The organism is Streptomyces sp. MH60, from assembly GCF_002939385.1.
In the GTDB taxonomy this organism is placed as follows: Bacteria; Actinomycetota; Actinomycetes; order Streptomycetales; family Streptomycetaceae; genus Streptomyces.
Map to the genome: position 1 here is coordinate 15,653 of NZ_MULI01000004.1, position 19,258 is coordinate 34,910.

At 72.9% G+C, this 19,258-nt stretch carries 15 protein-coding genes; 11 read left to right on the plus strand and 4 right to left on the minus strand.

The genetic code is table 11. The annotated features are described in order from the left end of the window. Window positions 1-52 precede the first annotated feature (52 nt). The 6 genes from BZZ08_RS04740 (at window position 53) to BZZ08_RS04770 (ending at window position 6,678) form a co-directional block, all read left to right on the plus strand. Window positions 53-982, plus strand: coding sequence for a DUF6891 domain-containing protein (locus BZZ08_RS04740; RefSeq protein WP_104630861.1), 930 nt, complete (start codon window positions 53-55; stop codon window positions 980-982). Between the two features lie 340 nt (window positions 983-1,322). Continuing rightward, on the plus strand, window positions 1,323-1,904 hold the full coding sequence (locus tag BZZ08_RS04750; RefSeq protein ID WP_104630862.1) for a winged helix-turn-helix domain-containing protein: 582 nt from the start codon (window positions 1,323-1,325) through the stop codon (window positions 1,902-1,904). A gap of 70 nt (window positions 1,905-1,974) precedes the next feature. Then, window positions 1,975-3,003 carry an SDR family oxidoreductase gene (locus BZZ08_RS04755; protein ID WP_104630863.1) on the plus strand — a complete coding sequence of 343 codons (1,029 nt, stop codon included), beginning with the start codon at window positions 1,975-1,977 and terminating at the stop codon, window positions 3,001-3,003. A gap of 53 nt (window positions 3,004-3,056) precedes the next feature. After that, window positions 3,057-4,334 (plus strand): sensor histidine kinase, encoded by a 1,278-nt coding sequence (locus BZZ08_RS04760; RefSeq protein ID WP_104630864.1) that lies wholly within the window; start codon window positions 3,057-3,059, stop codon window positions 4,332-4,334. Then, window positions 4,319-4,972 carry a LuxR C-terminal-related transcriptional regulator gene (locus tag BZZ08_RS04765; protein ID WP_104630865.1) on the plus strand — a complete coding sequence of 218 codons (654 nt, stop codon included), beginning with the start codon at window positions 4,319-4,321 and terminating at the stop codon, window positions 4,970-4,972. The genes BZZ08_RS04760 and BZZ08_RS04765 overlap by 16 nt, the downstream gene beginning before the upstream one ends. Window positions 4,973-5,130: 158 nt before the next feature. Further along, window positions 5,131-6,678 carry a DUF1996 domain-containing protein gene (locus BZZ08_RS04770; protein ID WP_104630866.1) on the plus strand — a complete coding sequence of 516 codons (1,548 nt, stop codon included), beginning with the start codon at window positions 5,131-5,133 and terminating at the stop codon, window positions 6,676-6,678. Between the two features lie 74 nt (window positions 6,679-6,752). Here BZZ08_RS04770 and BZZ08_RS04775 read toward each other — a convergent pair whose 3' ends face one another. Continuing rightward, window positions 6,753-7,196, minus strand: coding sequence for a hypothetical protein (locus BZZ08_RS04775; protein WP_104630867.1), 444 nt, complete (start codon window positions 7,194-7,196; stop codon window positions 6,753-6,755). A 132-nt stretch (window positions 7,197-7,328) separates the two neighbouring features. Between BZZ08_RS04775 and BZZ08_RS04780 the strand changes: the two genes are divergently transcribed. The 5 genes from BZZ08_RS04780 (at window position 7,329) to BZZ08_RS04800 (ending at window position 12,685) form a co-directional block, all read left to right on the plus strand. Next, window positions 7,329-7,838: a tetratricopeptide repeat protein gene (locus tag BZZ08_RS04780; RefSeq protein ID WP_241965381.1), complete on the plus strand. Its 510-nt coding sequence runs from the start codon at window positions 7,329-7,331 to the stop codon at window positions 7,836-7,838. 61 nt (window positions 7,839-7,899) lie between these two features. Continuing rightward, a complete protein-coding gene (locus BZZ08_RS04785) occupies window positions 7,900-9,831 on the plus strand; it encodes a hypothetical protein (protein WP_104630869.1) in 1,932 nt (643 codons plus the stop codon). Between the two features lie 144 nt (window positions 9,832-9,975). After that, complete coding sequence (locus BZZ08_RS04790; protein WP_104630870.1) at window positions 9,976-10,866, plus strand: metal-dependent hydrolase; 891 nt, start codon at window positions 9,976-9,978, stop codon at window positions 10,864-10,866. Next, window positions 10,863-11,939, plus strand: a complete 1,077-nt coding sequence (locus tag BZZ08_RS04795; protein ID WP_104630871.1) for a PDR/VanB family oxidoreductase — start codon at window positions 10,863-10,865, stop codon at window positions 11,937-11,939. Before BZZ08_RS04790 ends, BZZ08_RS04795 begins: the two co-directional genes overlap by 4 nt. 80 nt (window positions 11,940-12,019) lie before the next feature. Next, on the plus strand, window positions 12,020-12,685 hold the full coding sequence (locus tag BZZ08_RS04800; RefSeq protein WP_198601303.1) for a TetR/AcrR family transcriptional regulator: 666 nt from the start codon (window positions 12,020-12,022) through the stop codon (window positions 12,683-12,685). Between the two features lie 3 nt (window positions 12,686-12,688). On the opposite strand, the gene BZZ08_RS04805 is transcribed toward BZZ08_RS04800, so the two are convergent. The 3 genes from BZZ08_RS04805 to BZZ08_RS04815 all read right to left on the minus strand — a co-directional run bounded on the left by BZZ08_RS04805 (window position 12,689) and on the right by BZZ08_RS04815 (window position 19,182). Then, the gene (locus tag BZZ08_RS04805; RefSeq protein ID WP_104630873.1) at window positions 12,689-13,045 is read right to left on the minus strand and encodes a 5-carboxymethyl-2-hydroxymuconate Delta-isomerase; all 357 of its coding nucleotides are present in this window, start codon (window positions 13,043-13,045) and stop codon (window positions 12,689-12,691) included. 55 nt (window positions 13,046-13,100) lie between these two features. After that, the gene (gene pulA, locus BZZ08_RS04810; RefSeq protein ID WP_198601290.1) at window positions 13,101-18,515 is read right to left on the minus strand and encodes a pullulanase-type alpha-1,6-glucosidase; all 5,415 of its coding nucleotides are present in this window, start codon (window positions 18,513-18,515) and stop codon (window positions 13,101-13,103) included. Window positions 18,516-18,621: 106 nt separating this feature from the next. Then, the gene (locus tag BZZ08_RS04815) at window positions 18,622-19,182 is read right to left on the minus strand and encodes a GNAT family N-acetyltransferase (RefSeq protein WP_104630875.1); all 561 of its coding nucleotides are present in this window, start codon (window positions 19,180-19,182) and stop codon (window positions 18,622-18,624) included. Between the last annotated feature and the right edge of the window lie 76 nt (window positions 19,183-19,258).

The following is a 19,258-nucleotide window of genomic DNA, read 5'->3' on the forward strand; positions in this document are numbered from 1 at the left end:
GCCGGCTCCGGCCTCGGGCCGCGTTGTCGGTGGCGCGTGCGAGGGTGGGGACATGGAGATCGACGGTGTCCTCGCCCTCAAGGTCGAGACGGAGAACGGGCAGACGCACACCCGGATGCGGGCGGCGGAGCTGCGGGAGCTGGCGTTGCGCATCGGCAGCGCCGGCGACCGTTTCCTGGTGGTGCAGCGGATACCGGACATCCCCGACGTGTTCGCGCAGCTGTGGCACGAGGAGGGCGGGGAGTACCGGCTGGAGTACCGGGCCGCCGCGGACGCGTTCTTCGGTGCCGACCTCGGCGACCGCCACCGCGTGGCCGATCTCCTGACCGGCTGGGCCCGCCAGGAGCCCGGCTGGGACGCGGGCGTCGCCTGGGAGCCGATCGACCTGGGGCCCCAGGAGGACGTTCCGGAGCTGCCGGACGAGGTCAGGCAGCAGATCGAGCGGCTGATCCGGGAGCGGCTGCGCTGCGGATACGACAGCCGCAAGGTGCTGGTCCGGATCGCGGAGGACCACCTCGTCGGCGGCGAGTACGGCGAACGGCCGGTGTCTGTGGCCCAGGCCTGGCAGTTGGTGGACCGGCTGTGGCTGGAGCGGCTGGCCGAGCAGGAGACCTGGGGCGAGGAGACCACCGACCCGGACCGCCTCACCCGGGTCTTCCAGTCCCTGGACGCGGCCGGTGTCACCGCCCGGGAGAACTTCACCTGCTGCCGGGGCTGCGGCACCGCGGAGATAGGCGCGGAGCGCGAGGGCGCCCGGGGCTTCGTCTTCTTCCACCGGCAGAGCACCGAGGCCGCCGCCGAGGGACACGGGCTCATGCTGCACTACGGCGGTTTCGACGGCTCGGAGGAGACGACGACGGCCGTCGGCCACGAGGTCGTGGCGGCGTTCGCGGGATCGGGGCTGTCCACGGAGTGGGACGGCGATCCGGGCCGGGCGATCGCCGTCGACCCGCTGAACTGGCGCAAACGGCTGGAGGGTTGACCGGTCCGGCGGTTGGTTCAGGCCAGTCGGCGTCCACACACTGAGAGGAGTCTCCTCTCCCCCGCCGCCGTCTGCTTCAATGAGCCCATGGCCAGCTTCCGGAAGTACGCAGCGACGGGTCGCCATGACCTCGAGCCCTTCTGGCCTTCCCGTCAGCACGACGACTTCGACCGGGTGTGTTGCCGCGCGACGATCGCGCCGGCCCGCTAGAAGCCGTATCCCGCAGGCCCTCCACGCCTGCCGCCGGTGCGCACGACGTACGTCCCGCGACGCGCCCGACCATGAACTCGCGCCCGTCGCCCCTCCCGACGAACCTCTCGCGCGAAAGAGCTGACGTCTCATGGCGACCACCCGTTCCCTGTCCACCGTCACCCTCGGCTCCCCCACCGTCCGCCCCGACTCCGGCGGCCCCCGCCACCGGCTGCGCGCCGTCGCCCCGGACGAGGTGGCGGACGTCGCGGACCTGCTGCCACCGGGTGCCACCTGGCTGCCCGCACCCGCGCACACCCTGCCGGCGCTGCCGGGACACCCGCCGATGGTCGGCTACCTCGTACTCGTACCGGCCGACCGGCAGCCGCCGTTCCGGGCCCCGGACCAGGCCCGGGGCCCGAGCCTGGGGCAGGCGGAGAACCCGCTCGTCCGGATCGATCCCGCCCGGCGCACCGCCGCCGTGGACGGACGCGAACTCGACCTGACCTACCTGGAGTTCGAACTGCTCGCCCACCTCGTCACCCATCCCAACCGGGTGCACACCCGCGACCAGCTGGTCACCACGGTGTGGGGCTACGGACACGTCGGTGACGGCCGCACCGTCGACGTGCACGTGGCCCGGCTGCGCCGGAAGCTCGGCGCGGAGCACCGGCACACGATCCAGACCGTGCGGCGCGTGGGCTACAAGTACACGCCGCCCACGGGACGCTGAACCCCCACCGCCCGTCTGCTGACGGCAGAGCGGCGTTCCCGCCGGCCGCCGCGCCCGGCACAGTGGCGGCATGAAGCTACTGGTGCTGGGCGGTACGGAGTTCGTGGGGCGGACCGTGGTCGAGGCGGCGCTCGGCCGCGGCTGGGAGGTGACCGTCCTGCACCGCGGACGGCACGCCCCGCCGCCGGGAGCGCGGGCGCTGCACGGTGACCGCACCGCGCCCGACGGGCTCGACGCGCTGGCCGAGGGCACCTGGGACGCCGTCGTCGACACCTGGTCGGCGGCGCCCCGCGCGGTGCGGGACGCGGCGCGGCTGCTGCGGGACCGCGCCGGACGGTACGTGTACGTGTCGAGCTGCTCGGTGTACGCCTGGGCCCCGCCCGCCGGGTACACCGAGGACGCCCCGCTGGTCGAGGGCGCCTCGGCGGACGCCGGGCAGCGCGACTACGCCCGGGACAAGCGGGGCGCCGAGCTGGCCGTCCTGGACGCCTTCGGCGCCGACCGCTCGGTGCTCGTGCGGGCCGGGCTGATCCTCGGCCCCTACGAGAACATCGGCCGGCTGCCGTGGTGGCTGAACCGGGTGGCCCGCGGCGGCCCGGTCCTCGCGCCGGGCCCGCGGGACCTGCCCCTGCAGTACATCGACGTGCGCGACCTCGCCGGCTGGATGCTCGGCGCGGTGGAGCGGGAGCTGAGCGGGCCGTACCACCTGGTCTCCCCGCCGGGGCACACCACGACGGGACAACTGCTGGACGCCTGCGCGACGGTCACGGGCGGCACCGCGGAGCTGCGCTGGACCGACCCCGAGACCGTGATCGCCGCCGGCGTCGAGCCATGGGTGCAGCTGCCGGTGTGGACGCCCCCGGGCAGCGACCTGCACGACGCGCTGCACACCGCGGACGTCTCCCGGGCCCTGGCGACGGGCCTCGTCTGCCGGCCCGTCGGTGACACCGTGGCCGACACCTGGGCCTGGCTGCGGGACCTCGGCGGCACGGCACCCCGGCGCCCGGACCGGCCCCCGGTCGGTCTGGACCCGGAGACGGAGGCGAAGGTGCTCGCCGCAGGCGGACCCGGCGGGGGTGTATCTGACACCACCCCCTGATCGGGGTGCCCGGCCCCGTGCCCCGCCCCAGTCGCCTCGGCGAGACTGACGTCATGAGCATCGAGACGAAGAGCGGCACCCGGCAGCCACGGACACCCGCGCGGGCCAGGGACGTGGCGCTGTCGGCCGTACGGGGGCTGGCGCTGGCGCTCGTCTCCCTGCCCGGCGCGGTGATCTGCTTCTGCCTGACGATGGTGTCCATCGCCCTCGTCCCGATCGGGGTCGGCATCGTCACCACGCCGTGGGTGCTGACGGGGGTACGGGCGTTCGCGGACCGGCGGCGGCTGCTCGCGGCCGAGTGGGGCGGGGTGCGGATCCCGCGGATGTACCGGCCGCTGCCCGAGGACGCCAATCCGTGGACCCGCACCTTCGGGATGCTCCGTGACCCGGCGACCTGGCGGGACATCCGCTGGCTGCCCGTCGACATGACCGCGGGCTTCGTCACCGCGCTGCTGGCCTTCGCCCTGCCGTTCTACCCGCTGGAGGGCCTCGCCATCGGGGCCGGGCTGTGGCGGGTGCTGCCCGACGGGTACTGGTACGGCTTCGTCCGGGTCACCGGCCAGACCTCCGCCCTCTACGCGGCCGGCCTGGGCGTCGTGCTCCTCCTCGCCGCGCTCCGGCTCTCCCCCCTCGTGCTGCGCGCCCACTTCCGGCTCACGCGTGCGGTGCTCGGCTCGGGGCAGGGCGAACTCGCCGAGCGGGTACGGGTCCTGACCGAGACCCGGCGCGACGCCGTCGACACCTCCGCCGCCGAACTGCGCCGCATCGAGCGCGACCTGCACGACGGGGCGCAGGCCCGGCTGGTCGCCGTCGGCATGGACCTGGGCACCATCGAGGCGCTGCTGGAGAAGGACCCGGCGAAGGCCAGGGAACTGCTCGCGCGGACCCGGCAGTCCTCCGCCGACGCCCTGACCGAACTGCGCGACCTCGTGCGCGGCATCCATCCCCCGGTGCTCGCCGAACGCGGCCTGGGGGACGCGGTACGCGCCCTGGCCCTGCGGCTGCCCGTCGCCGTCGAGGTCGAGGTGGACCTGCCCGGCCGCGCCGAGGCACCCGTGGAGTCGGCCGCGTACTTCGCGGTCAGCGAGATCCTCACCAACGCCGTGAAGCACTCCGGCGCCGACCGGATCTGGATCGACGTACACCACGAAGAGGGCAGCCTGCGCGTCTCCGTCACCGACAACGGCAAGGGCGGCGCCCTGATCGGAGCGGGTTCGGGCCTGGCCGGGGTGGAGCGGCGACTCGGTACATTCGACGGTGTCCTGGCCGTCGGCTCGCCCGCGGGCGGCCCCACCATGGTCACCATGGAGATCCCTTGCGCGTTGTCCTAGCCGAAGACCTGTTCCTGCTGCGCGACGGACTGGTCCGGCTCCTGGAGGCCCACGACTTCGAGATCGCCGCGGCCGTCGAGACGGGCCCCGAGCTGTCCCGGGCGCTGGCCGAACTGGAGCCGGACGTCGCCGTGGTCGACGTCCGGCTGCCGCCCACGCTCACCGACGAGGGCCTGCAATGCGCGCTCCAGGCCCGCCGCGACCGGCCGGGGATGCCGGTCCTCGTCCTCTCCCAGCACGTGGAGCAGTTGTATGCCCGCGAGTTGCTGGCCGACGGGAGCGGCGGGGTGGGGTACCTGCTCAAGGACCGGGTGTTCGACGCGGAGCAGTTCGTGGACGCCGTACGGCGGGTGGCGTCGGGCGGTACGGCGATGGACCCGCAGGTCATCCAGCAGCTGCTCAGCCGGCGCGCGGCGGAGGACCGGCCGCTGGAGCGGCTCACCCCCCGCGAGCTGGAGGTGCTGGAGCTGATGGCGCAGGGCAGGACCAACGCGGCGATCGCCGCCAAGCTCGTCGTCACGGAGCGGGCGATCGCGAAGCACACGGCGAACATCTTCGCGAAGCTGAGCCTTGAGGTGTCGGACGACGACAACCGCCGTGTCCTGGCGGTTCTGGCGTATCTGGACCACGGCCGCTGACCTTCTCGCACGTCCCGCCCGTCCCACGGGCCCCAGCAATTCCCGAGACGGGTGAACACCCCTGGAGCGGCTTCCGTATGGATGGGAGCCGCTTCACTCCTGTCGGGCGCCCTCGATGCCCCGCAAGCGATGCCCCGCAAGGAAGTCAGAGGAGTTCCATGGGACGCAACACAAGAAAACGCCGTACGCCGCTGGCCACCAAGATCGTAGCCGGGGCGGCGGCCCTGGCGGTCGGCGGGGGCGGGCTGGTCTGGGCCAATTTCTACGCTTCGGCGCACGAGGAGCATTCCGGCCAGAACCGGACCAGGTCGGCCGCCGCGCAGGTCGCGACGATCGACTGCCCCGACGTCGGTCAGCAGATCCGTGACGTGCCGGACCGGGCGCGCGGGGAGGTGGACGGCGAACTGGCCTCGATGGACAGCCAGATCACCGACGCCTACCAGCGCCTGGCCACCACGCGGCGGGCGCAGGCGGGTGACGCGCAGTTCGTCCAGAACAGCATTCTCGGGCCGCTCAAGGACCGGCGGAAGGCGCTCATCGACCGGATCCAGCTGGAGATCAACCGGGCCGGCGGCAAGGCCGACGACAACCTGGACGAGCTGGCCGGATGCCAGGGACGTCCCGCGGACCAGCAGCAGAACGGCGACGGCCAGAACGGCGGCCAGGGCGACGGTGGCCAGGACGGCGGCGGTCAGAACGGTGATGGCCAGAACGGTGACGGCCAGGGCGACGGTGGCCAGGGCGACGGCGGGCAGAACCAGGACGACAACGGCAACGGTGTCGCCGGTCCGGTCGCCGACGACTTCATCGACATCAACGACGTCCAGCCCAACTCCCGCGACAGCCGCAACGGCCTGGCCGCCAACGGCGACGGCGGCTCCGCCGGCACCTTCACCACGGACTGCGGCGTCAACGAGAACAACCTGTTCAACAGCGACAACCTGATCGCCGCCCCGGGTGTCGACAACGGCGCGCACCACACGCACGACTACGTCGGCAACCAGGACAACGACGCCTTCTCCAGCGACGAGGACCTGGCGAACGCGGACACCTCGTGCCAGAACCAGGGCGACAAGTCCACGTACTACTGGCCGGTGCTGCGCCTCCAGGACGGTACGCAGGAGTTCGACGCGAACGACCAGGGCGGTGGCGCCGAGGGCAACATCGGCAAGATCCTCAAGCCTGCCAAGGCCGAGCTGAAGTTCGTCGGCAGCCGGCAGGGCGACGTGGTCGCGATGCCGAAGTTCCTGCGCATCATCACCGGTGACGCCAAGTCCTTCACCAACGGCGACGCGAACGCCAACACCTCGTGGAGCTGCTCGGGCTTCGAGGACCGGCAGGTGACGGACAAGTACCCGCTGTGCCCCGAGGGCAGCCAGGTGCTGCGGACGACCAACTTCCAGAGCTGCTGGGACGGTCAGAACATCGACAGCGCCAACCACCGGGACCACATGGCGTTCGTCCAGGAGGACGGCAGCTGCCCGAACGGCTTCCAGGCCGTTCCCCAGCTCCAGGTCCGTCTCGCGTACGACATCCCCACCCCGGCCGTCGAGAACGGCCAGGTGCGGAACCCGTACGCCGTGGACAGCTTCCCGGAGCAGTTGCACAAACCCATCACCGATCACAACGACTTCATCAACGTCATGGACGAGGACCTGATGAACGAGGTGGTCGACTGCATCAACCGCGGCGAGGACTGCCAGTAGCGGTACCGGCCCGGTAGGGGGAGAGGGCCGGTGACGGACATCCGTCACCGGCCCTCTTCGCGCGTCCGCGTCCGTCAGCCGCCGTGCCCGGCGTGCTCGCCGTGCCCGGCCGAGTGCCCACCGCCGCCCCCGTGCTGGACGCCCTGCTCCAGGGTCCCGCCGAGCCGGCCGCGCAGGTTGGCCACCACGTCCTCGTGGCCGACGGCGACCCATTTGCGGCCGACGAGGTAGTAGCCGCCGTAGTCCTTGGCGGTGTTGATCCACTCGCGCTGGCCGCGGTCGGTGGAGAAGGTGGCGAGGACGTACTTCCCGTCGCCCTTGCCGCACAGGGCCTGGCGGATGGTGTCCGCGTCGGTCTGCATGTCCGGGGCGCACTCGGCCTCGGCGGCCAGGTGTTCCAGGCTGCCGCTCGCCGTCGCGGGTACGGCCTCCGCACCGTCCCCGTCGGCGCCGCAGCCCGTCAGTGCCAGGGCCGCCGCCAGGGCGGCCGGCGCGAGCATCGGTCGGGTCAGCCTCATGTGTTCCTCCGGTCCGCTGTGGCGACATGCCGCACGGAGCCCCTGGGGGCTCTCGTCATCGATACGGGCGCGGGGCGCGAAGTACTCAGGAGCTCGGGTGCCGTTGTGCGGACGGCGTGCGAGAGTGGCACCGTGGACCAGGACTGGGAAGAGCGCGTGACGGCCGCCTGGGCGGCATTCGACGACTACGCCGAGGAGGGTGCCGCCGACTTCCGGGCGGTCATCGACGCCCTCGCCGACGAGTTGCCCGCCGACAGCCCCCTCGGCCTGTTCGAGCGGGCCTGCGCCTGGGACTCGACGGGCCACTCCGACCGGGCGGTGCCGCTGTACCGCGAGGCGCTGGAGCGCGGGCTCGGCGAGGCCAGCGCCTACAAGGGTCGCCGGGCGAAGATCCAGCTCTCCAGCTCCCTGCGGAACACCGGGCACCCGGAGGAGGGCGTGCGGCTGCTCTCGCCGGAACTGGTGGCGCATTCGGACGAGTTGGACGACGCCGTGCGGGCCACGCTCGCGCTCTGCCTGTCCAGCATGGGCCGCGACCGCGAGGGCCTGGCCCTGGTACTCGGCGCGCTCGCGCCCCATCTGCCGCGCTACCAGCGCTCGATGGCCAACTACGCGCGGCTGCTGGTGGAACCGGAGGAGTAGCGTCACCCCGCGCGGGCCGGTCGTACGGTGACCATCGCCCCGTTCGCTCGTTCTGCTGAACGTGCAGCCACAGGATGTCGCCCCGCGCCCCGCACCGTCCGCCGCCTCCCCGGCCGACCCGGTCGTCGACGTCGAGCAGGCCGAGGCCGCGCTCGTCGAGCACTATCCGCGCCTGGCCCGGCTGGCCTACCTGGTGCTGCCGCCGGGTCTCGGCCGGGGCCGCCGGGTCCTGACCGCGCACGCGCTCACCCAGCGCGCCCTGCCCCGCAACCGGACGACGACCCCGGTGATCCCGGCCCAGGCGACCGGCCGCGAGGTCGACCCCGGGTACGCGCTGGTCCGGCTGCGGGTGGTGCGTACGGCGCTGGAGGCGGGGCTTCCGCTGCGGCGGCGGGCCTGGCCCAGGCGGTCGCAGTTGCCGCCGGTGCTGCCCCACGTGCGGGGTCTCAAGCTCTTCCCGCGCTCGGGCGGCGCGGACGAACTCGCCCTGGACCAGAAGCTGTCCGCCCTCTCCGGTCCCGGCCGGGCGGCGTACGTGCTGCGCGGTCTGGAGCGGCTCCCCGACGACGGGGTGCGGCAGGTGCTCGCGGCCGCCGGGGTCGCCGACGTGGACGCCGCGCTGCGGGAGGCCGACGGGGTGCCGGGGCAGTACGCGCTGCTCGGCTCGCCCGAGTTCGACCCCTGCTCGTTGCAGGCCCGGCCGACCGATCTGCTGCGTCGGCGGCAGCACATGAAGGCCGCGCTGGTCGCCGGGGCGGCGCTGGTGGTGTGCGCGGCGCTCCTCGGCCTGCCCGGGGACGGCTGGGGGCCGGACGGCGCCGCCGCCCCGCCGTACGCGCGGAACCCGGCGGCCGAGGCCGCGCTCGATCCGGGCAGGCTGGCGAAGGCCGCGCCCGCCGCGTGGGAGACGTCCGCGCGCACGGACTTCTCGGTGTGGCCGGCGCGCGGTGACCTCACCGGCGACGAGGAGCTGCTGCGCCGCGCCCTGGCCGTGTGGGCCCGGCCCGGCGAGAGCGTGGGGGTGTCCGCGACGCCGGGGACCCAGACCGGCGGTCCGGCCGGTCCGCCGCAGCTGCTGTACGCCGGGAACGTGGACAACGCGCAGGTGGTGATCCTGCACGACGGTCTGCGCCTCGTCCGGTACGCCGAGCCGAAGGACGGTTCCGCCGGTGCCGCCCTGGACTTCGCGCGGACCGACGGGGCCGGGCGGGCCACGGCGACCGCGGTGGTCCTGGGCCGGGCCGACGGCAATGTCCGCTATCTGACGGCCCCGTGGGTGACGGAGGCGGCCGGGCGCGATCTCGCCGGGGCGGCCTCCGGACCCAGGGAGCTGACGCTCACCGACGGCGTGACGTCCCCGCTGGCCAGCCCGGTGCAGCAGCGGTCCGGGGCGTGCACGTCGTGGAACGTGCTGGAGCTGACCGACGGTTCGGACACCCGGGTGGTGACCGACCTGGGCGAGCTGGTGCCGGCCCGGCTCACCACCGGGCGCCCCGGTTCCGCGAAGGACGCCTCGGGCGGGAAGGCGCTGGCTGCCTGGGCGCCGTACGCGTGCTCGCTGGGCACGGTGCGCGGGCAGGGGGTGCGGTCGGTGAACGCCTGGGAGTTCGCGAGGCAGCCGCTGCCCGACGGGACGGGGTCGGGAGACTGGGTGTGCACCCGCGCCGAGACCTGGCGCGGCGAAGGGGCCCGGGTGCTGGCGCAGTTCCGGACGCCGGGCGGGGCGCAGGGCGCGGTGGCGGCGAAGGCGCAGGACGTGCCGGCGTGCGGCGAGCGTGATCCGCAGGTGCTGGCCGGGGTGCTGTGGAAGTCGGAGGGCGGGCACTGGTACCTGCTCGCGGCGGGCGGCCCGGACACCGAGTCGATCGAGGCGACGGGCGGCATCGAGGACGCCGCCGACGGCAACCTGCTGACGGCCCAGGCCGAGCAGGGTGCGCGGGCCGAACTGAAGGGCACGCTGGACGGCGGGCGGACGATCGGCGGCCTGCGCTAGCCGGTGCCGGCCTGGTCGGCACCGGCCTGGTCGGCACCGGCCTGGTCGGCACCGGCCTGGTCGGCACCGGCCTAGTTGACACTGGCGTCAACAAGTACCGGCAGGAGGGTTCCGCCGGACCGTACCCGTCAGTACATTGACGCCATGTCTCACAAGCATGTCCCGCTCAAGGCCCGGAAGGTGTCCTTCGCCTGGGCGGACACACCGCTGCACTGGGTGCCGGGGGACCCCTTCACGACCCACACCATCAACGTGCTGCACCTGCTGCTGCCCGCCGGGGAGCGGTGGTTCGTGCACGTCTACCAGCAGGTGCTGCCGTACATCCGGGACGAGCGGCTGCGCGAGGACGTCATCGGGTTCATCGGGCAGGAGGCGATGCACTCCCAGGCCCACGACGAGGTGCTGCCGCATCTGCGGGACCAGGGGCTCGACCCGACGCCGTACACCGCGCAGGTCGACTGGCTCTTCGAGAAGCTGCTCGGCGACCGCACCCTGCCGCCGGGGCGCCCGCGCCGCTGGTGGCTGCTGGAGCGGGTGGCGCTGATCGCGGCGATCGAGCACTACACGGCCTTCCTCGGCGACTGGGTCCTCAACGCGGACGCGCTGGACCGGCGGGGCGCCGATCCGACCATGCTGGACCTGCTGCGCTGGCACGGCGCCGAGGAGGTCGAGCACCGCTCCGTCGCCTTCGACCTCTTCCAGCATGTGGACGGGGACTACGCGCGGCGGGTGCGGACCTGGGCGACGGCGTTCACCGCGCTGGTGTTCCTGTGGCAGCGCGGGACCAGGTTCTTCATGGCGAACGACCCGACGCTCGTCGACGGCCGGGCCACGTTCCGGGACTTCCACCGGCGCGGCCGGCAGGGCCTGCTGCCCTCGACCGGCGCGATCACCCGGTCCATACCCGGCTATCTGAGCCGCTCGTACCACCCGTCCAAGGAGTGCTCCACCGAGCAGGCCGTCGCCTACCTCGCCGGCTCCCCCGCCGCCGTGGCCGCCGTGACCGCCGAGAAGTCCCGGGAGAGTGCCGCATGAGGCCGGATCCGAAGCCGGTGACGGCTCTGCTCCTCGCGGCCGGTACGGCCGGTGCCGCGCTCGTCGTCCGCGGGGCGCTGCGGCGCCGGGTCCAGGGCTCGCCGCTGTGGCCGCTGCCCGCGCTGGACCCGCCGGTCTCGGGGCGGCCCCGCTCCCGCGCGCTGACCCTGCTGGTGACCGCGCACGAGCGGCTGGCCGACGGGGTGGTGCGGCTGCGCCTGGAGGGGACCGACCTGCCGCGCTGGGAGCCGGGCGCCCACCTGGACCTGGTGCTGCCCTCGGGTCTCGTACGGCAGTACTCGCTGTGCGGCGACCCGGAGGAGACCTCGTCGTACACCGTGGCCGCGCGGCTGGTCGAGGACGGGCGGGGCGGCTCGCGCGAGGTGCACGAGCAGGTGCAGGAGGGGACGGAACTGGAGGTGCGCGGGCCGCGCAACCGCTTCCCGCTGGTCGAGGCGCCCGCCTACGCGTTCGTCGCCGGGGGCATCGGCATCACACCCGTGCTGCCGATGCTGCGGGCGCTGCCGGAGGGCACCGAGTGGCGGCTGCTGTACGGCGGGCGGACGCGGGCGTCGATGCCGTTCCTGGAGGAGATCGAGAAGCTGGACGCGGACGGCGGGCGGGTCGCCGTCGTCGCCGAGGACGAGGCCGGGCGGCCCGATCTCGACGCCTTCCTGGCGGACCTGCCCGAGGGCGCGGCCGTGTACTGCTGCGGCCCGGAGGGCCTGATGGCGGCCGTCACCGAACGCCTCCCGGCGGGCGCCGCACTGCACCTGGAGCGGTTCGCGCCGCGTACGACGGCCGACGGCGACGGGGAGTTCGAGGTGGAGCTGCGCCGCAGCGGGCGCACGCTGACCGTGCCCGGCGACTCCTCGGTGCTGGCCGCCGTGCGCGCCGAGCTGCCGAACACGCCGTACTCCTGCGAGCAGGGCTGGTGCGGGACCTGCCAACAGAAGGTGCTGGAGGGCGAGATCGATCACCGGGACGAGCTGCTGACCGACTCGGAACGCGGCGACTCGATGCTCATCTGTGTCTCCCGGTGCCGCGGTGTGCGGCTCGTGCTCGACATGTGAACGCCGATGCCCGGTCCGGCCCGTTCGGGGCCGGATTCGATCGGTAAGGTGTTCGTATGACTACCGGGGTGCGCCGCAGAATGGGCGTCGAGGAGCGGCGGCAGCAGTTGATCGGCGTCGCGCTCGATCTGTTCAGCCGCCGCTCGCCCGACGAGGTCTCCATCGACGAGATAGCGTCGGCCGCGGGCATCTCGCGCCCGCTGGTCTACCACTACTTCCCCGGCAAACTCAGCCTGTACGAGGCCGCGTTGCAGCGTGCCTCGGACGACCTGGCGGCCCGGTTCGTGGAGCCGCGCGAGGGCCCGCTGGGCGCGCGGCTGCTGCGCGTGATGGGACGCTACTTCGCCTTCGTCGACGAGCACGGCCCGGGTTTCTCGGCCCTGATGCGCGGCGGCCCGGCCGTCGGCTCCTCGACGACCAACGCACTCGTGGACTCCGTACGGCAGGCCGCGTATGTCCAGATCCTTTCGCACCTGGACGTCACCGAGCCGCCCGCGCGGCTGGAACTGGTCGTCCGCTCCTGGATCTCGCTCGCGGAGTCGACGGCGCTGCTCTGGCTGGACGGGCGCCGCATCCCGCGCGCGGAACTGGAGGCGCAGCTCGTGCACGACTTCGCCGCGCTGCTGGCGGTGAGCGCCGCCTACGACGAGGAGATGGGCGCCCTCCTGCGCCGCGTCATCGCGGAGGAGCCGGCCGACGGCCCCTTCGGGGACCTGGTCGGCCGGCTGATCACCCTGGCCGGTTAGGACCTAGCTCTCGAACTTCCGGTACGACGGGTCCAGGTCGCGGACCTCGGCGGAGGCGTGCAGCGCGAGGCCGTCGCCCGGCTTGGCGTACTGCCGCAGCAGTTCCAGCACGGCCTCGGTCAGCCGCACCTTGGTCTCGTCGGTGCGCCCGGCGAGCAGCCCGAGCGTGACGTGCACGACGGCGTGCCCCTCGGCGTCCGGGCCGACCACGGTGTCCTGGGTGCGGCGGAACTGCGTCTTGCAGGCCGGCGGCTTCGCGGCCGCGATCTCGACGACCGCCTCGTGCAGGGCCCGCGCGAAGGCGGGCCGGTCGAAGTCGTCGGCGAGCCGGTCGGAGTAGTCGACGGTGATCTGCGGCATGAGCCCTCCCGTTGCGTCAACAGCAGGGCTCACCCTAACCGCAGTCCCCCCGCCCTCAGCCGGCCCGCTGGAACACGGCGACCGTACGGGCCGGCACGGTGAAGGTGCCGGTCTTCGCCGCGTACGCCGACTCCCTCACCACCGGGTCCGCCCCCGCCGCCTGCACCGGGTGCAGCCGGTAGCCGGTCCCGGCCGCCGCCTCGACGCGCTGCTCCTGCCGCTCGGGCGTGGCGTTGAAGACGACCACGAGGTCACCGAGGCGCATGGTGATCACGCCGGGCGTCTCGTCCGCGCCGGAGAGCGGGAAGGAGAGCCGGGACTGGACCTGCCCGGCCGTGGCGAGGGAGAAGTCCCGCTCGCCCGTACGGATCTTCAGCAGGTCCCGGTACGCCGCCGAGGCGCCGGTGATCTGCGGGCAGCCGACCCGCACCGAGCCCAGCAGGGGCTTGGCGTAGGGCCACTTGTCCCGGTTGTCGGCGGCCGGCGGCAGGCCCCGGCCGAAGCCGTTGCCGTCGGCGCAGTTCCAGTGGAGGGCGTTGAACCAGTCGCCGCTGTCGTAGGAGTTGCGGTCCAGCGACTTGGAGCGCAGCAGGTCGGTGCCCGCCTGGGAGAGCGCCGGGCCCTGCGAGAGGGCGGCGGTCGCCAGGGCGAGGACCTGCATGCGGGCCCGGTCGTCGGCGGACGTGTCCTGCGGCAGCTTGAACGCGAGCGCGTCGAACAGGGACTCGTTGTCGTGGGCGTCGGCGTAGGCGAGGGCGTCGCCGGGTGCCGCCGCGTATCCGGCGGGGGCGCCGTTGTAGTCGACCTCGGAGCCCTTGACCTCCTTGCCGTCGGTGTCGGTGAAGGCGTAGTCGGCGAGGTTGCCGGTCAGCCCGACCTTGATCAGGTCCTGGTAGTGCAGCAGGCGGGCCTTCTGCTCGGCCCCGGTGCCGTTGGCCTTCGAGGAGTTCGGGTCGGTGTAGAGGCCGGAGGCGAAGCCCTGGACGCCGGGGTCCTCGTCGAAGGGGCCGCCGCCGCGCACGGCGTCGCGGGCCCGGTCGGAGAAGGTGGCGATGCCGGTGCCGGCCATGTTCTTCTGGGTGGCCTGGACGAAGCGGGCGTCGTCGGCGACCTCGCCGAAGTTCCAGCCCTCGCCGTACAGGATGATCTTCTTGCCGTCGACGCCGTCCTTCGCGAGGGTCAGCTCGTCCAGCGCCTTCCTGACCGCGAGGATGTTGGCCTTCGGGTGGTGGCCCATGAGGTCGAAGCGGAAGCCGTCGACCTTGTACTCCTTGGCCCAGGTGACGATCGAGTCGACGACGAGCTTGCCCATCATGGCGTTCTCGGTGGCGGTGTTGGCGCAGCAGGTGCTGTCGGCCACGGAGCCGTCGGGGAGCAGCCGCTGGTAGTAGCCGGGCACGATCCGGTCGAGGACGCTGGTCTCCGCCTGTCCGCTCGCGGCCGTGTGGTTGTAGACGACGTCCATGACGACGCGCAGGCCGTCGTCGTTGAGGGCCTTGACCATCTTCCGGAACTCGACGGTGCGCTCGGTGCCGTCCGGGTCGGTGGCGTAGGAGCCCTCGGGGACCGTGTAGTGGTACGGGTCGTAGCCCCAGTTGAAGGCGTCCTTCGCGGCGGCCTTCGTCACGCACTCCTGCTGCTTCTCGGAGTCGGCCGGGTGGGCGGCGAGGTCGCAGTCGGGCGTCGTCTGCTCGGACTTCCTCTCGGGGACGGTGGCGATGTCGAAGGCGGGCAGCAGGTGTACGTAGGACGTGCCGGCCTCGGCCAGCTCGCGCAGGTGCTTCGAGCCGTCGCTCTTCTCGTCGGTGAAGGCGAGGTAGGTGCCCCGGTGGTCCGCGTCCGCCGTCGGGTCGGCGACGGAGAAGTCGCGGATGTGCAGCTCCTGGATCTGGGCGTCCCTGAGCGGCACCGCCTCGGGCTTGTCGTAGTCGGCCCAGCCGCGCGGGGCGAGGGAGCGGTCGTCCAGGTCGACGACGAGGCTGCGCTCGGAGTCGGTGGTCAGGGCGAGCGAGTACGGGTCGGTGACCTTGTTGGTGACGACCTCGCCCGCGGTGGGCGCCCAGACCTTGACGGCGTACCGGTAGTGCTTGCCCTTCCAGGACTTCGGGCCGGTGACGGACCAGACGCCGGTGGCGTCGTCGCGCCGCATCCGCACGGTGCGGTCGCCGATCTCCAGGGAGACGTCCTGTGCGGTCGGCGCCCACACGGAGAGGGTGGGCCTGCCGTGCCGGAAGACCGGGCCGAGGCCGGCTCCGGTCGCCCGGTCCGCGTACAGGTCGTCCAGGGCGCCCGCGGTCTGCACGCCCGTCGCCGCGAGCAGGGCGCCGGTGGCGGTGCGCTGGGAGGCGACGACCTGGCCGCGCAGGGCCTCGCGGACCCGGTCGCGGTCGCGCGGGTCGACCGACCAGGCGGTGTACTCCTTCAGGTGCGGGAACCTCGCCTTCTGCGCGTCGGTGAGGGTGCTCCTCGTGAGGCGGAGCCACCGCTGGTCGTCGCCGGTGAGCCTGCCGTCCGCGGCGGCGATGGAACCGGTGCGGGAGGCGAGCAGCTGGGTGGAGGCGGCGCCTTCGGAGCCGTTCCAGGCGACGGTGTTCCGGTCGATCCAGACCGCCTTGGAGGTGGTGAGGTCGACGGCCGCCGCGGAGCCCGCGGGCTGCGGCAGCAGATACGGCTCCTGGCCGCTCAGCAGCCACACCTCGTGGCCGTCGGCCTTGAGGTCCAGGGCCTGGTCGGTGGGCAGGTCCTTCGCGTCGCCCTTGTGGACGATGTAGCTGAGGCTGCTCGCGCCCTCGGTGAGGGGCACCTCGAAGACCGCGCCGTAGGCGTCGGTCCTGACCGGCTGGAGCGGCTTCGCCCAGTCGGTGGGGCTGGCGGCGTCGCCCCAGACGTGCAGGCCCCAGCCGTCGTAGTCGCCGTCGGCGCGGTGGTAGTGCAGTACGGCCTTGGCGGTGTCCTGGGCGGGGTACTCCGGCCGCTCCGTGGCGACCTGCTCCTTGCCCTGCTCGATCCACACCTCGCCGGTCCGCGTGACGTCGATGGTGCGGTCGGCGGCGACGTCCTTGTCGCCGTCCTTGTCGATGACGAGGAAGCCGACGTCGGCGGCGCCGGGCTTGAGCTTGACGTAGGCGAAGGCGCCGTAGGCGTCCCGGCCGGTGAAGGGGTGGCTGTCCGGCCAGGTGGTCGCCTCGCCGTCGGCGAGGTCGCCCCAGGCGTACAGGCCCCAGTCGTCGTAGTTCCCGTCCGCCCGCTTGTAGTGGACGACCGCGTAGTCCCGGGAGGCGGCGGTGGGCACCTCCTCGGCGGGCGGGGTGCCGGTGGTGGAGGCGGCCATGGCGCTCGTGGTGCGGCCCGCCGAGTCCACGACGACCGCCTTGTAGCGCAGGGCGGTGCCGGCGGGGGTGTCCGCGTCGACGGTGTGGGTGACCTTGTAGGGCGCGTGGTCGGCGGTGCCGAGGGTGCGCCAGGCGCCGTCGCCGGTCTGGGCGGCGAAGACGACGCGGTTGAGCTGTCCGCCCGCGACGTCGGCGGTCAGTTCGACGGTGCCGGTGGCGCCGGGGTCCGGGGCGCGGAGGGTGACGGCCGGCTCGGCGGCGGGCTCGGCGAGCCGGCGGGCGGCCTTGAGGACGACGGCCGATCCGGCGGGGACCGTGACGGTGACCTTCTGGTCGGCGCCGGACTTGACGGTGGCGTCGGTGCCGTAGAGGCCGCGGAAGGTCATGCCGGGCGTGCCGGTGGCGAAGGTGGCGGTCTTCGCGGCGTCGGCGTTGTTGAAGGCGACGACGTACTCGGTGCCGGTCTTCGCGTCGGTGCGGGAGAAGGCGTAGACGCCGGGGCCGTCGGCGGCGTACCGCTCGGTCTGGACGCCGTCGGCGAGGGCGGGGTGGGCCTTGCGCAGCTTGGCGAGCGCGCTGATCTGCCGGTAGAGCGGTGCGCCCGGGTCGTAGGCCGCCTCGGCGTGGGTGCGGTCGGTGCCGAGCTGGTCGTCGTCGAGGTAGTCCGCGGTGCGGGAGGCGAACATCGGCTGGCGGGCGTCCTTGTCGCCGCCGGCGCCGGTGAAGCCCTGCTCGTCGCCGTAGTAGATCACCGGGTTGCCGCGGCTGAGGAACATCAGCTCGTTGGCGAGCTTGTCCTTCTTCAACAGCTCGGCGTCGGTGGCCTTCGGGTCGTCCTGTTTGAGGAAGGTCCCGATGCGGCCCATGTCGTGGTTGCCGAGGAAGGTGACCTGCTCGTACGCGTTGGCCTTGTCGGTCGTGTACTTGTAGTCGTCGCCGAAGACCGAGGCGAGCTTCCGGGCGCTGCCGCCCTGGGAGGCGTACGCGCGGGCCGCGTCCTGGAAGGGGAAGTCCAGCGTGGAGTCCAGGCGGCCCCGGGTGACGTAGGGCGCGGTGACGGAGGTGTCGGCGGAGTAGACCTCGCCGAACATGAAGAAGTCGTCGCGGCCCTTCTTGGCGGCGTAGGCGTCCAGCGCGGTCGCCCACTGGGTCCAGAACTCCATGTTCACGTGCTTCACGGTGTCGATCCGGAAGCCGTCGACGGCGAAGTCCTTCACCCACCGCTGGTAGATCTTCTCCATGCCGCTGACGACCTCGGGCCGTTCGGTCCACAGGTCGTCGAGGCCGTTGAAGTCGCCGTAGGTGGCCGACTCGCCGGCCCAGGTGGAGTCGCCCCGGTTGTGGTACATCGCCGGGTCGTTGAGCCAGGAGGGGACCTTGAGGTTCTTCTTGGCGGCCGGGACGACCGGCGTGCGCGGGAAGGAACCGGCGTCCACGCGGGGGAAGCGGCCCGAGCCGTCGGCGTAGTCCGCGTCGTCGAAGGGCTGCCCGTCCTCGGTCAGGTAGGGGAAGGCGCCCTTGGAGAGGTAGTCGTACGACTTCTGCTCGTAGTCGACGACGTCGGCGGTGTGGTTGGTGATGACGTCGAAGAAGACCTTCATGCCCTTGGCGTGGGCCTTGGAGATGAGGTTCTTCAGGTCCTGGTTGGTGCCGAAGTGCGGGTCGACCTGGGTGAAGTCGGTGATCCAGTAGCCGTGGTAGCCGGCCGAGGCGTTCTCGCCGGTCCCTTGCACGGGCTGGTTCCTGAAGATGGGCGCCATCCAGATGGACGTGGTGCCCAGGCCCTTGATGTAGTCGAGCTTCCCGGTCAGGCCCTTGAGGTCGCCGCCCTGGTAGAAGCCCTTGTCGGTGGGGTCGTAGCCGGTGGTGAGCCGGGTGCCGGTCAGGCCGCCCTTGTCGTTGCGGGGGTCGCCGTTGGCGAAGCGGTCCGGCAGGACGAAGTAGAACTGCTCACGCGTCAGGTCGTGGCGGGCGGCGGTCTTCGCCAGCTTCGCGTCGGACGGGGGCGCGGGCGGGGCGTCCGCCCGCGCGGCGAGCGGGGGAAGCAGGGCGGCGGCGAGCGCGGTCACGGCGACGGCCGCGACCCGTCTCACTCGTGCGGTGCGGCGCGTGACGGGCACCGGCCATCTCGGTATCACAGGCGTGAGCTCCTTGCGAGTACGGCTCGTTGGGTCCGACCCCGGCGAGACCGTAGCGCTGCCGCAAGTCTTGCGGCAAGAGCCTTGAAAGCATCGGAAAGAACTTTCACATCCGTCGGCCGGGCCGCCACTCGGCGTCCGGAGCGGTGGTCCACAACTCCTCGAAGTCGTGTACCTCACCGCTCGGTTCCATGCCCAGCGACCGGGCGATCCCGGCCGACGCCCGGTGCTCCGGGTGCACATGGGCCACGAAGCGCGACACTCCCCGCTCGCGCAGCCACAGCGCCATGGTGGCGGCGCCCTCCTTGCCGTAGCCCGCGCCCTGGAAGGCGTGACCGACGACCCAGGCCAGCTCGGCCTCGACCCGGTCGGGGCCGGGCCGGTGGAGCGTCGCCTGCACCGTGCCGACCAGCCTGCCGTCGGTGTGCCGGCGCAGCATCCAGTTCAGCCAGCCCTGCCGGCCGTCGGGCGACCGGCCCACGGCCTGCCGCCGGTAGCGCCGCTGCAACTCCTCTTCGGTGGGCGGAGAACCGCCGATCCACCGGTGCAGACGCACGTCGTCGAGGAAGTCCACCGCTTCACGGGAGTGTGCGACCGTCAGGGGTTCCAGCTGTACGCGGGCTCCCCGCAGCGGGGCGGGGGCCGGCCAGGGATACGTCTCGGACATGGGGTCTGTCTACCGCACACCGGTCGCCGAGCGCCCGCCACCTGCCCGTCCGGCACGTGGCGGGCCCTCGGGCGGT

What these genes read in the sequence shown, in the direction of transcription:
- BZZ08_RS04805 (WP_104630873.1), bottom strand. Translation starts at nt 13,045, where the DNA reads ATGCCGCAGATCACCGTCGACTACTCCGACCGGCTCGCCGACGACTTC.
- BZZ08_RS04795 (WP_104630871.1), top strand. Translation starts at nt 10,863, where the DNA reads ATGAGGCCGGATCCGAAGCCGGTGACGGCTCTGCTCCTCGCGGCCGGT.
- BZZ08_RS04775 (WP_104630867.1), bottom strand. Translation starts at nt 7,196, where the DNA reads ATGAGGCTGACCCGACCGATGCTCGCGCCGGCCGCCCTGGCGGCGGCC.
- BZZ08_RS04740 (WP_104630861.1), top strand. Translation starts at nt 53, where the DNA reads ATGGAGATCGACGGTGTCCTCGCCCTCAAGGTCGAGACGGAGAACGGG.
- BZZ08_RS04790 (WP_104630870.1), top strand. Translation starts at nt 9,976, where the DNA reads ATGTCTCACAAGCATGTCCCGCTCAAGGCCCGGAAGGTGTCCTTCGCC.
- BZZ08_RS04760 (WP_104630864.1), top strand. Translation starts at nt 3,057, where the DNA reads ATGAGCATCGAGACGAAGAGCGGCACCCGGCAGCCACGGACACCCGCG.
- BZZ08_RS04815 (WP_104630875.1), bottom strand. Translation starts at nt 19,182, where the DNA reads ATGTCCGAGACGTATCCCTGGCCGGCCCCCGCCCCGCTGCGGGGAGCC.
- BZZ08_RS04800 (WP_198601303.1), top strand. Translation starts at nt 12,020, where the DNA reads ATGGGCGTCGAGGAGCGGCGGCAGCAGTTGATCGGCGTCGCGCTCGAT.
- BZZ08_RS04755 (WP_104630863.1), top strand. Translation starts at nt 1,975, where the DNA reads ATGAAGCTACTGGTGCTGGGCGGTACGGAGTTCGTGGGGCGGACCGTG.
- BZZ08_RS04750 (WP_104630862.1), top strand. Translation starts at nt 1,323, where the DNA reads ATGGCGACCACCCGTTCCCTGTCCACCGTCACCCTCGGCTCCCCCACC.
- BZZ08_RS04770 (WP_104630866.1), top strand. Translation starts at nt 5,131, where the DNA reads ATGGGACGCAACACAAGAAAACGCCGTACGCCGCTGGCCACCAAGATC.